The following is an 11,250-nucleotide window of genomic DNA, read 5'->3' as shown; positions in this document are numbered from 1 at the left end:
TCGGTCACGGTCTCGCCGGCGTCCGAACACCGCGTACCTCCTTCTTACGGCCGCCTGACCGCCGTCGATTCTTCTGGGCCTGTTCCGAGACCTGGACGGTGGAAGCTGTGGAGCGTCTCGAACCCCTGCCCCGCTTCTTCTGACGCCTGCGGGGGCGTTGGGGGTTGACCCGAATCCGGGCGGCGCTGGCCGCTCCGCCCACGCCCGCGGTGCGTTCGCGGGGGGCGAGCAGTTCGCGGACCCACATCGCCAGTGCGGCCGACAGCGGCCGCTCGTGGCTGATGCGGGCGCAGATGAAGCGCGTGAGCATCACCGTGATGACGAGCGCCCACGCGGTCGTGAAGAAGCTGAAGCCGAACCCGAGCTGCCGCTCGACCGTCAGGACCAGGAGGAACACCGCGATGCCCACACCCCAGGCCACGTAGCGCGCACGCCAGGGGAAGGTCGCCTTCGGTGGTCCCAGCCAGACGGCGTCGACCCGGTACACCTCGTCGTCAGTGCGGACCCGCACCCGTCAGCCTCCGGTGAACAGGCCGGCGAGCCACGTGCCGATGTTCGCGCCGGCGTTCGTGGTCACGGCCAATCCGATGATCGCCAGCGCGACGATGACGCCGCCGAGCCTGCGCATCACACCTGCGTTGTCGCCCTTCCCGCCACCGAGCCAGAGCAGGAGGACGGCAACGGTGAGGAGGAGCAGCGGAACCAGGTTGTTCAGGATCCAGTCGCGGATGCCTGTTGTGCCCAGGCCGCCGCCAGGCTGCTGCTGCTGCGCGAGTGTTACCAGGGCCATGGCGGTCATCTCGTACTCCTGAGTACGCCGAGCGACTCCGGGCGGGCATAGGGGGTCCCGTCCGGGGCTTGCGCTAACGAGTAGAACACGTCTTCGTCACGAGGTGTATCAGTCGCCGAGCCGTGCGGTGATCAAAAGCCGTTCCCCTCGCACTCGATTACGTCTAATCTGGCACGCACATCATGGTTGAGGGGGTGTCGTCCGTGAACCACCCGGGCCGGATTCTCCCGCTTGCCGAGATAGTTCACCCGACCGCGAACTTGCGGGTCACGCACAGTGCGCACGCCCGCCTCTCCCTCATTCGGCTGATCACCTGACTGACCTGTTCGGCCGGACCACTCGCCCGAACGGAGGCGGAGCCCGGTGTTACGACTCGAGGAGGCTCGCCGATGACCCCGCCGCCCGAAACCGCTGCCGGCACGGACGCGGAGGTGAAGGAAATCACCATCACCGCGGCCGAGCTGGACACCGCAGAGGCTACCGGTGAGGACCGGCAAACGGGGCGGCGGGTGCAGCGGACCATCAACTTCGACAGCGAGGTGCTGGAGCGCGCGAGGGCCGCCGCCACGTACCTGGCGGCCTACGAGCCGGTGGCCGGGGTGCGGAGCCTGGCGGACATCGTGAACCCGGCCGTGGAGGGGTACGTCGGGGAGCTGGAGGAGCGGTTCAACGGAGGGGCCCCGTTCCGGCCCGTGCACCGGATGCCGCCGGGGCGGCCCGCTCGGCGGCCGTAGCTCGCTCGGGTCGTGGGGTCGGGCTTCGGGGTCGTGGGTCGGGGTCCGCGTGTTCGAGGTGGTCGGGTGGTCGGCCGATGCGACTCGGGGGCCCCTCATGTGAGCCTTTGATCGGGACGAAGAGCAGTCCCGAAAGCCTGCCCGATCATCGATTTCAAGGCTCGAATCCCCGAGTAGAATCGACCGCGCCGCGTCCCCCGCCTGGCAGCAGTCGGTCACTCGGCCCGCTGCCGCCTTGTTCGGTGGCGCTTCCTGACCGAAGGCGCCTGCTTTTTCCGGGAGCGCGCAACCCGTGGTCGATTTTACCGGGGGGATTTGACCCTTGCCCTGGTTGATCGGGCAGGTTTTCACCACCTGCCCTTTGCCCCGATCAAAGGGTCAAATCCAGGGGCCCGAGTCAAATCGACCACACCCCGACGGGACCGTCCCGCACGCAACGGGAGCCGTCCCGTCCCGACGGGAAGCAGGAGAACGGGGCGGATGAGCCGGCATGTAAGCCGGATCCTGTTCCACGGGCACCTCGCGGTGCACCGCTCGGCGGCCATCCATCTCGGCCTGCCGTTGCCGACAGGCTCGTGCGGCCTACCCGCAGGCATCGGGCGGGCAGCCCTCGAACGCCTGCGCAGGTGCCTGAGCACCCTCTTGGCCTTGCTCCGGGTGGGGTTTACCTAGCCGCCCCTGTCACCAGGGGCGCTGGTGGTCTCTTACACCACCGTTTCACCCTTACCCCGGCTCACGCCGAGGCGGTCTGTTTTCTGTGGCACTGTCCCGAGGGTCACCCCTGGTTGCCGTTAACAACCACCCTGCCCTGTGGAGTCCGGACTTTCCTCGGCGACAGACATGAATTCTGTCGACGCGGCCGCCCTGCCGACTCATCCGCACGCCCAGGATAGTGGGCACGTCCCAGGTCGTGGAATCCGGGGGACGTGGGCTTGTTGCGACCGGGCCGGACTGCTCTACTCGAAGCATGGTCGGAACCGGGGTGTTGACCCGTCGCCGCCACGTCGACTTCGGTCGGGTGGCCGCTTCCTTCTGTCGTCCCTGACGACCTTTCCATTTCCTCCGCACGGTTTCCGCGCGTTGTCGCACGTGTTCGGGCTGGTGCTCCGGCCACGGAATTCACCCGTGGCCGTGACGCGAACCCGGCACGTCACTGATCCCCGTCGGCCACCCGGCGCACTTCGCGAACGCCGGGTGGCCCTCGGCCCCGCACGAACCGAGGTGCCACACCTGATGTCCACGATCCTCACCATCTCCGGCAGCCCATCGGCGTCGGCCCGGACCGGAGTGCTGGTCGACCACGTCAACGCCAGGCTGGTCGAAGCAGGCCACGACGTGCGGACGTTGCGGGTTCGCCAGCTGCCCACGCTGCCGCTGCTCACGGAGGACATGAACGACCCGGCCATCGCCGAGGCGGTGACGCTCGTCCTGCGGGCGGACGGCATCGTCGTGGCCAGTCCGGTCTACCGGGCCGCCTACAGCGGTCTGGTGAAGGCGCTGCTCGACCTGCTGCCCAAGCGCGCGCTGCGGGGGCGGGCGATCCTGCCGCTGGCCACGGGCGGCAGCCAGGGGTTCCTGGTGGCGATGGACTACGCGCTGAACCCGCTGCTGGCGGGCAAGGGCGCCGACCACGTGGTGCGCGGCGAGTTCGTGCTCGACAACCGCATCCGGCCGGAACTGGGCGACTCCGCCCTCGACCCCGAGGCCGAGCTGGCCGTGTCGGCGGCGGTGGACCGGTTCGCGGCCGCGCTGGCGGACGTGGGCTACCGGCGCAAGCGGGGGACGGCGCAGCTGCGGCCCGCGGTCTGACCGGTGCGGCTCGGCCAAGCGACCTCTGACCGGCGCGGCCTGGTCAGCGCAGGCTGACGCCGCTTGGCCGACGGGCCCCCGACACCAATGCCGCCACCGGGGTCCGACAGCCGATCTCGCGGAGATCGATCGCCGCACCCCGGCACCGAGGAGTCAGCCCGCCAGGTGCGAGGTGTCGTTGACCAAACGGACCGACGCGTGGCCGTCCGGGTAGAACTCGGTGACCGACAGTGACGCCAAATCCAGGTGGAGTCGGAAAAGCAAGCTCGGGCCGACGTCCAACGCCATTCGCAACAGTGTTTTGATCGGTGTCACGTGGCTGACGACCACGAGGTTCCGGCCGCCGTAGCTCGCGATCAGGTCGTTGCGGGCCCGGCGCACGCGCCGGTGCACCGCGTCGAAGCTCTCGCCACCGGGCGGCGCGACGGACGTGTCCGACAGCCACCTGCGGTGCAGGTCGGGGTCGCGGTCGGCGGCCTCGGTGAAGGTGAGGCCCTCCCACGCGCCGAAGTCGGTCTCGACCAGCCCGTCCACGACCACGGCCTCCAGGCCGAGCGCCGACGCGACGGCGTCGGCGGTCTCCCGCGCGCGGCCCAGCGGCGAGGAGACGACGGCGGCGACGTCGTCCAGCTTCGCCAGCCTCCGCGCGGCTCCCGCGGCCTGCTCGCGGCCGACCTCGGTCAGCGGCGGGTTGCCCCGCCCCGAGTACCGGCGGCCGACCGACAGCTCGGTCTGGCCGTGCCGGAGCAGGTGCAGGCGGGTGGGTGTGCCGCCCGCGCCGGACCAGGACGCCGGGGGCGAGACGGCCTCCGAGGCCAGGTCGGCGGTGCCCGACCGCTCCTCCGTCACCCGGCCGGCGGGCCCGGCGAGACCCGACCGCTCGTCCGTCGCCCGGTCGGCGGGCCCGGCGAGACCTGCCTGCTCGTCCATCGCCCGGTTCGCCAGCCGGTCGGCGTCCTTGTTGCGCTCGCGCGGGATCCACGTGTAGCCGACGTGCTCGAACCCGGCCGCGACCGACCGGGCCTCCGCCGCCAGCGGCCTCATCGACGGGTGCTTGACCTGCCACCGCCCGGACATCTGCTCGACCACGAGCTTCGAGTCCATCCGCACCTCGACGGACTCCGCCCCCAGCTCGGCCGCCGCGCGGAGCCCGGCGATCAGCCCCTGGTACTCGGCCACGTTGTTGGTCACGTGGCCTAGGCCGCCGAAGCGCTCGGCGAGGAGTTCGCCCGACTCGGCGGCCCGGACGACCGCGCCGTACCCGGCGGGTCCGGGGTTGCCGCGCGATCCGCCGTCCGCCTCGACGACGACCTTCACAGCCCGGATTCCGCCGTCCGCACCATGATCGCGCCGCACTCCTCGCACCGCAGGACCTCGTCCGGCGCGGCTTCGCGAACGGTCGAGTAGGCGCTGCGGTCGAGTTCGATCCGGCAGGCGCCGCAGCGGCGGGAGCGCAGCAGCCCGGCCCCGATCCCCTTGTGGGCGCGCACCTTCTCGTACAGCGCGAGCAGGTCGGCGGGGAAGCCGGCCGCGGCCTTCTCGCGGTCGGCCTTGCGCTTGGCCTCGATGGAGTCCAGGTCGGCCAGCGTCGCGTCCCGGCGGCGAGCCGCGTCGGCGAGCGCCTCGGTCGCCTTGTCCAGCTCGATCCTGGCGTGCTGCACGTCGGCCTCGACGGCCTCGCGCCGCTCCATCAGCTCCAGCAGGTCGTCCTCCAGCGCGGCCTGGCGGCGCTCCAGCGTGGCCAGCTCGTGCTCCAGCTCGGTGAGCTGCTTGGCCCCGACCGTGCCGCCCGACATCAGCTTCCGGTCGCGGTCCTCGCGCGCCCGGACCTGGTCGATCTCGGTCTCCTGGCGCTTGACGTCCCGGTTGAGGTCGCCGAGCGTCGTCTCGATGGTCGTCAGCGCGTCCGTCTTCGTCCGGAGCTGCTTCTCCGCTTCGGCGATCTCCACGATCTCCGGCAGCGTGCGCCTGCGGTGGTCGACGCGCGAGAGTTCGGCGTCGACCTCGGCGAGCGGGAGCAGCCTGCGCTGCACGGCGGGATCGGCCTTCATTTAGTTGGTCCTCCTGTGTCGGCTCGTCGCACCGACGGTCCACGGATCGGTTCGGCGGGTGGAGACGAGTGCTTCGACCGTACCGCCGAAGGCGGTGCGGACCACCCCCGCTGCCTGCTCGCACCAGGGCCACTCGCTCGCGAAGTGGGCGACGTCGACCAGCGCGGGCGCGTCGGGGCCCTGCGCGAGGTGGTCGGACGCCGGGTGGTGGCGCAGGTCGGAGGTCACGTAGGCGTCGACGCGGGCGGCGGTCGCGGCCTTCAGGTAGCTGTCGCCGGAGCCGCCGCAGACCGCGACCCGCCGCACCGTGCGACCAGGATCACCCGCGGCGCGCACGCCCCACACCGTTTCCGGGAGGGCGTCGGCGACGCGCTGGGTGAAGTCGCGCAGCGTTTCGGGGGCGGGGAGTTCGCCGATGCGGCCGATGCCGGTGCTGGACGGCAGGTCGGCCATCTCGTGGAGGTTGAGCGCGACCTCCTCGTACGGGTGGGCTGCGCGCAGCGCGGCCACGACCTGGTTGCGCAGCCGCCGTTCCAGCACCACTTCGAGGCGGGTCTCGTCCACGTGCTCCAGCGCGCCTACGGTGCCGACCGCCGGGTTGGCACCGTCGACCGGGCGGAACTGGCCGGTGCCCGCGACGGTGAACGCGGCGTCGCGGTAGTCGCCGAGCCGACCGGCGCCGGCGGCGTGCAGCGCGGCCAGGACGTCGACCGCGTCGGCGTGCGGGACGAACGTGGTCAGCACGTCCAGCGGGGGCGCGGGGTTGGGGCTGAGCGGGCCGGTGACGGTGAGGCCGAGGCGCGCGGCGAGCGCGTCGGACACGCCGGGGTCGGCGGCGTCGGCGTTGGTGTGCGCGCTGAACAGCGCCACGCCCGCGCGGATCATCCGGTGCACGAGGTGGCCCTTGGGGTCGTTCGCCGGGACGCCGGTGACCCCGCGCAGCATCAGCGGGTGGTGGGCCACGACCAGTTCGGCGCCGACCTCGATCGCCTCGTCCACCACGGTTTCGGTGACGTCGACGACGCAGAGGACGCGGGTGACCGGTTCGGCGGGGTCGCCGCAGACCAGGCCGACCGCGTCCCACGACTCGGCGGTCCCTGGCGGGTACGCGGCCTCCAGCGCCGCGACGACCTGTCCGAGGGTGGTGCTCACCGTTCCTCCAGCGCGACTCGTAGTGCGTCGACCAGCAGGTCGAACTCGGCGGGCGGCCGGGTGGCGACCCTCAGGTGGTCGGGGGTGAGGCCGGGGAACGTGTCGCCGCGGCGGACCGCGATCCCCTTGCCCCGCAGCGCTTCCCTGACCTCTGCGCCGCCGGGGACGTCGAGCAGCAGGAACGGCGCGCGCGGCGGCACGACGAGCAGGTCGGCCAGCGCGCGGGCGGCGTGGTCGGTGTGCGGCGCGGTCTCCTCCGCGATCCGCCGGGCCGCGGCGACGGCGGCGGGTTCGCAGCAGGCCGTGACGGCTTCCAGCACCAGGCTGCCGACCGGCCACTGTGGACGGTGGTGGGCGAGTCGCGCCAGCAGGGCCGGGTCGCCGAGCAGGTAACCGGCGCGCAGGCCGGCCAGACCCCAGGTCTTGGTGAGGCTGCGCAGCACCAGCAGCCCGGGAAGCCGTTGCCCGGACAGGGATTCCGGCTCGTCCGGCAGGGTGTCCGCGAACGCCTCGTCCACGACCAGGACGCGGCCGGGACGGGCCAGTGCGGCTATCGCGGCGGCCGGGTGGAGCACGGAGGTCGGGTTGGTCGGGTTGCCGATCACGACCAGGTCGGCCTCGTCCGGCACCAGCTCGGGTCGCAGCGCGTACCCGTCCTCGGCGCGCAGCAGGACCCGGTGCACCGGCACGCCCGCGTCGACCAGCGCCACCTCGGGCTCGGTGAACGACGGGTGCACCACGGCGGCGAGCACCGGCCGCAGCACCGGGAGCAGCGCGAACCCCTCGGCGGCGCCCGCGAGCACCAGCACCTCCTCCGGCGTGCGGCCGTGGCGGGCGGCGACGGTGCGGCGGGCGGTGAGGTCTGCGAGGTCGCTCGGGTAGCGGCCGAGGTCGTCCAGCGCGGCCACGAGGCGGTCGCGCAGCCACGCGGGTGGGCGCGGCAGGCGCACGTTCACGGCGAAGTCGACGAGGCCGGGGGCGGCGTCGACGTCTCCGTGGTGGCGCAGGAGGGCGCGCTCGCTGGTCATCGCCCGGAATTCTAGGCGATGAGCGTGGTTGCCCAGTTCAGGTAGGCCATGGGCAGTTCGCGCAGGATGTCCGCCGTCTCCGAGGCGGGCAGCACCGGCAGGGCCTCGACGGACTGGCGGGCCAGCTCCCGGCAGTGGGCGAGGGTGTCCTCGACCATCGGCCCCCGGCGCAGCCTGGCCAGCACCTCCGCCACCTCGTCGTCGCCCGGTTCGCGCACGAGCAGCGCCCGCAGGCCCGGATCCATGGCCCGGAGCAGCGGGAACGTGTAGACGCCCTGGCGCACGTCGTTGCCGACGGGCTTGCCGAGCCGCAGCCGGGTGGACGCGAGGTCGAGCAGGTCGTCGAGGATCTGGAACAGCAGCCCGAACCTCGCGCCGTACTCGGCCATCCGCGCGCCGGTGGCCTCGTCGGCGTCCGCGCAGTGCGCCGCCAGCACGCAGCCGGTCCGGAACAGCGCGCCGGTCTTGAGCGCGATCGACCGCAGCGCGGCCTCGGGCGTCCGGTCCGGGTTGAAGAGGTCCAGCACCTCCAGCACCTGGCCCTCGACCAGGTCGGCCACGGCCGCGGCGAGCCGCTCGGCGGCGAACGGCGAGATCTCCGTCAGCGCGACCTGGCTGGCGCGCGCGAGCATGAAGTCGCCCACCAGCACCGCCGGTCCCGGACCCCAGGAGGCGTTGACCGTGGGCACACCCCGGCGTTCGGCCGCGTCGTCCATCAGGTCGTCGTGCACGAGCGACCCGGCGTGCAGCAGCTCCACGCACGCCGCCGCCGTGACGGCCTTGTCGGTGACGCTCCCGCCGACCGCCAGGGTCCCGGCGAGGATGAGGACGGAGCGCAGGCGCTTCCCGCCCGCCGCCGTGACGCGGCCGGAGTGCTCGTTCACGATGGGCAGCGAGGACGACGTCGCCATGCGGCGGATCTCGTCCTCCACGCGCGGCAGCGCTCGCGCGAGGGCCGGGATCGCGAGGCCGATGGCCGGAGCGGTGGTGGTGGGCACGGGGTGATCGTCGTCCGCGCGACCTGAGAGGCCGCTGAGATTAGGGTCGGGGGATGCATGTGAGCTTCGTCTGCACGGGGAACATCTGCCGCTCGCCGGTGGCCGCGATCGTGTTCCGGGAGCACGTCCGCCGCGCCGGGCTGGCCGACGTGGTCGAGGTCTCCAGCGCCGGGACCGGCGGCTGGCACGTCGGGGACGCGGCGGACGAGCGGGCCGCGGAGTCGCTCGTGGACGCCGGCTACCCGTCGGAGCACGTGGCCGCGCAGGTCGGCGACCTGCACCTGGGGGCCGACCTGCTGGTGGCGCTGGACTCCGGGCACGCGCGGGAGCTGCGGCGGCTGTCCGGCGACCCGGACCGGGTGCGGCTGCTGCGGTCGTTCGACCCGGACGCCGACGGCGTGGACGTGCCGGACCCGTACTACGGCGACCGCGAGGGGTTCGACCGGGTGCTGGCGATGACCGAGGCCGCGGTGCCGGGGCTGTTGGCGTGGGTGCGCGAGAGGCTGTGACCGCGGTCGTCGAGCTGGCCGGGTTGGACGCCCGGTCGGCCCGGCCGATCAGCGGGGACGTGCACGACGTCGAGCTGGCCGACGGCGGGCACGTGGTGGCGAAGGAGACGGTGTCCGCGCGGGCCGAGGCGGCGTCGCTGCGGTGGCTGGCCGTGCCCGGCGGCCCTCCGGTGCCCCGCGTGCACGGCGTGCGCGGCGACTGGCTGGTCACCGACCTCGTCCCGCCGGGACGGCCCACCGCGCGGGCCGCCGAGGCGTTCGGCCGCGAGCTGGCCGCGCTGCACGGCGCGGGCGCACCCGAGTTCGGCTCTCCCCCGCCCGGCGGGCCCGTGGACGCGGCGATCGGGCTCGCGCCGATGCGCAACGGGACCGGCGCGCGCTGGCCGGAGTGGTACTGGGAGCACCGGGTCGAGCCGTACCTGCGGACCGCGGTCGACGGCGGCCTGCTCACCGGGGCCGAGGCCGCCGTCGTCACCGCCCGCGTCGCCCGCGCCGAGGACCCCGGCGAGCCGCCCGCCCGGCTGCACGGCGACCTGTGGACCGGCAACGCGCTCTGGTCGGCGGACGGGCGGGTGTGGCTGGTCGACCCGGCGGCGCACGGCGGGCACCGGGAGACGGACCTGGCGATGCTGCGGCTGTTCGGCTGCCCCCACCTGGACCGGGTCGTCGCGGGCTACCAGGAGGTCCGGCCGCTCGCCGACGGGTGGGCCGACCGGGTCGGGCTGCACCAGCTGTTCCCGCTGCTCGTGCACGTGGTGCTGTTCGGACGGGGTTACGCCGCGCAGACGGTCGCCGCGGCGCGATGATGGTGCCATGGACGAATGGATCAACGAGCCCGCGAAGTGGTCGACCGGCGCCGAGGGGGAGCTGTTCGTCACAGCCGACCCGGACACCGACTTCTGGCGCACCACCCACTACGGGTTCGTCCGCGACACCGGGCACGTCCGCGGCCGGTGGGTCGACGGCGACTGCGAGGTGCGGACGACGTTCAGCGCGGACTACGCCGAGCTGTACGACCAGGCCGGGATCGCGCTGCGGATCGACGAGGAGAACTGGATCAAGGCAGGCGTCGAGCTGGTGGACGGCGAGTTCCAGATCAGCGCGGTCGTGACCAGGGGCGTCTCGGACTGGTCGGTCGTCCCCGTCGCCTCGGCGGACCGGGTCACGATCTCCGCGGAGCGGACCGGCGACGCGGTGACCGTCCGGTACGGGCTGGGCGACGCCGAACCCGTCACGATGCTGCGGCTCGCCTACTTCCCGCCGGGCGTGCGCGCGCTCGTCGGGGTGATGTGCGCGGCGCCGACCGGCAGGGGGTTCGAGGCGAGGTTCGAACGGACCCTGATCAGCTCCTGATCCGCGCAGCGCCTACCGTGGAGGTGTGCGGTTCCGGTTCCTGCTCCGACCTGGTTGGCTCGCCCTGACGCTGGCCGTCTGGGTGTTCGCGGGCGCGTGCTTCACGATGCTCATGCCCTGGCAGTTCGGCCGCAACGACGAGCGGGTCGCGCAGAACACCGCGCTGACCAAGGCCATGGCGACGGACCCGGCGCCGGTGGGCACCGTGCTGGACCGGTCCAACGCCGAGGTCGAGTGGACGAAGGTGTCGCTCACCGGGCGGTACCTGCCCGAGGGCGAGGCCGTGGCCAGGCTGCGGACCGTGCAGGGCGAGGCCGCCTTCGAGGTGGTCACGCCGTTCGCGCTGGACAGCGGCCAGACCGTGCTGGTGAACCGGGGCTACGTGCGGCCCGCCAGCGGGGTGAGCGTGCCGGACTTCCCGGTCGCGCCCTCCGAGCAGGTGACCGCCGTGGCGTGGGTGCGGGCGGGCGAGTCGGACAACCGCGACGCGTTCACCGAGGACGGGCGCAGGCAGGTCTACGCGATCAACTCCGCGGTCGTCGGCCGCGCGGCCGGGCTCGACGTCCGGCCCGGCTACTTCCAGCTCTCCGAGGGCCAGCCCGGTGTGCTGAACGCGCTGCCGCTGCCCCGGATGGACTCCGGGCCGTTCTTCTCCTACGCGCTCCAGTGGATCGCGTTCGGCGTGATGGCCCTCGGCGGCTGGGCGTACTTCAGCTGGCGCGAGATCCAGCCGGGCGGGGCGCTCGCGGAGCCCCGGCCCAAGCGGAAGTCGGTCGCGGAGATGCTGGCCGAGGACGAGGCGAACGACCAGCTCGTGCGCTGACCC

Annotated in this window: 13 protein-coding genes and 1 other RNA gene; 6 read left to right on the top strand and 8 right to left on the bottom strand. The window is 73.0% G+C overall.

What is annotated here, in order from left to right; genetic code table 11:
* Window positions 1-4 precede the first annotated feature (4 nt).
* Window positions 5-511 (bottom strand): hypothetical protein, encoded by a 507-nt coding sequence (locus tag AC156L_RS11635; protein ID WP_330883824.1) that lies wholly within the window; start codon window positions 509-511, stop codon window positions 5-7.
* A gap of 3 nt (window positions 512-514) precedes the next feature.
* Window positions 515-799 carry a hypothetical protein gene (locus tag AC156L_RS11630; RefSeq protein WP_259629938.1) on the bottom strand — a complete coding sequence of 95 codons (285 nt, stop codon included), beginning with the start codon at window positions 797-799 and terminating at the stop codon, window positions 515-517.
* Between the two features lie 422 nt (window positions 800-1,221).
* On the opposite strand from AC156L_RS11630, the gene AC156L_RS11625 reads away from it, so the two are divergent.
* Window positions 1,222-1,524 carry a hypothetical protein gene (locus AC156L_RS11625; protein ID WP_330883822.1) on the top strand — a complete coding sequence of 101 codons (303 nt, stop codon included), beginning with the start codon at window positions 1,222-1,224 and terminating at the stop codon, window positions 1,522-1,524.
* A 477-nt stretch (window positions 1,525-2,001) separates the two neighbouring features.
* Here AC156L_RS11625 and rnpB read toward each other — a convergent pair.
* An RNA gene (gene rnpB / locus AC156L_RS11620) (RNase P RNA component class A) lies at window positions 2,002-2,399 on the bottom strand.
* A 358-nt stretch (window positions 2,400-2,757) separates the two neighbouring features.
* Here rnpB and ssuE point away from each other — a divergent pair.
* Window positions 2,758-3,333: an NADPH-dependent FMN reductase gene (ssuE, locus tag AC156L_RS11615; protein WP_330883820.1), complete on the top strand. Its 576-nt coding sequence runs from the start codon at window positions 2,758-2,760 to the stop codon at window positions 3,331-3,333.
* Between the two features lie 153 nt (window positions 3,334-3,486).
* Here ssuE and AC156L_RS11610 read toward each other — a convergent pair whose 3' ends face one another.
* The 5 genes from AC156L_RS11610 to AC156L_RS11590 are packed head-to-tail and all read right to left on the bottom strand — an operon-like array spanning window position 3,487 to window position 8,562.
* Window positions 3,487-4,650: a bifunctional RNase H/acid phosphatase gene (locus AC156L_RS11610; protein WP_330883818.1), complete on the bottom strand. Its 1,164-nt coding sequence runs from the start codon at window positions 4,648-4,650 to the stop codon at window positions 3,487-3,489.
* Window positions 4,647-5,384, bottom strand: coding sequence for a zinc ribbon domain-containing protein (locus AC156L_RS11605; protein ID WP_330883816.1), 738 nt, complete (start codon window positions 5,382-5,384; stop codon window positions 4,647-4,649). The genes AC156L_RS11610 and AC156L_RS11605 overlap by 4 nt, the downstream gene beginning before the upstream one ends.
* Window positions 5,385-6,536, bottom strand: a complete 1,152-nt coding sequence (locus tag AC156L_RS11600; RefSeq protein ID WP_330883814.1) for a Nif3-like dinuclear metal center hexameric protein — start codon at window positions 6,534-6,536, stop codon at window positions 5,385-5,387.
* Entirely contained in the window at window positions 6,533-7,564 is a 1,032-nt protein-coding gene (cobC, locus tag AC156L_RS11595; RefSeq protein ID WP_330883812.1) for an Rv2231c family histidinol phosphate aminotransferase CobC, read from the bottom strand. Before cobC ends, AC156L_RS11600 begins: the two co-directional genes overlap by 4 nt.
* 11 nt (window positions 7,565-7,575) lie before the next feature.
* Window positions 7,576-8,562, bottom strand: coding sequence for a polyprenyl synthetase family protein (locus tag AC156L_RS11590; RefSeq protein WP_330883810.1), 987 nt, complete (start codon window positions 8,560-8,562; stop codon window positions 7,576-7,578).
* 53 nt (window positions 8,563-8,615) lie between these two features.
* Here AC156L_RS11590 and AC156L_RS11585 point away from each other — a divergent pair, with 53 nt between their 5' ends.
* From AC156L_RS11585 to AC156L_RS11570, 4 genes are read left to right on the top strand one after another with little or no spacing between them, the layout of a single operon-like run.
* Window positions 8,616-9,071 (top strand): low molecular weight protein-tyrosine-phosphatase, encoded by a 456-nt coding sequence (locus AC156L_RS11585; protein ID WP_330883808.1) that lies wholly within the window; start codon window positions 8,616-8,618, stop codon window positions 9,069-9,071.
* A complete protein-coding gene (locus tag AC156L_RS11580) occupies window positions 9,068-9,877 on the top strand; it encodes a fructosamine kinase family protein (protein WP_414720128.1) in 810 nt (269 codons plus the stop codon). Before AC156L_RS11585 ends, AC156L_RS11580 begins: the two co-directional genes overlap by 4 nt.
* Window positions 9,878-9,884: 7 nt before the next feature.
* Complete coding sequence (locus AC156L_RS11575) at window positions 9,885-10,424, top strand: DUF1349 domain-containing protein (protein WP_330883806.1); 540 nt, start codon at window positions 9,885-9,887, stop codon at window positions 10,422-10,424.
* A gap of 25 nt (window positions 10,425-10,449) precedes the next feature.
* The gene (locus AC156L_RS11570) at window positions 10,450-11,247 is read left to right on the top strand and encodes an SURF1 family cytochrome oxidase biogenesis protein (RefSeq protein ID WP_330883804.1); all 798 of its coding nucleotides are present in this window, start codon (window positions 10,450-10,452) and stop codon (window positions 11,245-11,247) included.
* Window positions 11,248-11,250 lie beyond the last annotated feature (3 nt).

The organism is Umezawaea sp. (assembly GCF_057122925.1).
Note: the sequence above shows the minus strand (reverse complement) of the source record. Positions and strands in the feature narration are given on the sequence as shown.

Bases quoted from the DNA above. Each gene is read 5' to 3' on its own strand.
- AC156L_RS11630 (WP_259629938.1), bottom strand. From the start codon at position 799: ATGACCGCCATGGCCCTGGTAACACTCGCGCAGCAGCAGCAGCCTGGC.
- ssuE (WP_330883820.1), top strand. From the start codon at position 2,758: ATGTCCACGATCCTCACCATCTCCGGCAGCCCATCGGCGTCGGCCCGG.
- AC156L_RS11605 (WP_330883816.1), bottom strand. From the start codon at position 5,384: ATGAAGGCCGATCCCGCCGTGCAGCGCAGGCTGCTCCCGCTCGCCGAG.
- cobC (WP_330883812.1), bottom strand. From the start codon at position 7,564: ATGACCAGCGAGCGCGCCCTCCTGCGCCACCACGGAGACGTCGACGCC.
- AC156L_RS11585 (WP_330883808.1), top strand. From the start codon at position 8,616: ATGCATGTGAGCTTCGTCTGCACGGGGAACATCTGCCGCTCGCCGGTG.
- AC156L_RS11575 (WP_330883806.1), top strand. From the start codon at position 9,885: ATGGACGAATGGATCAACGAGCCCGCGAAGTGGTCGACCGGCGCCGAG.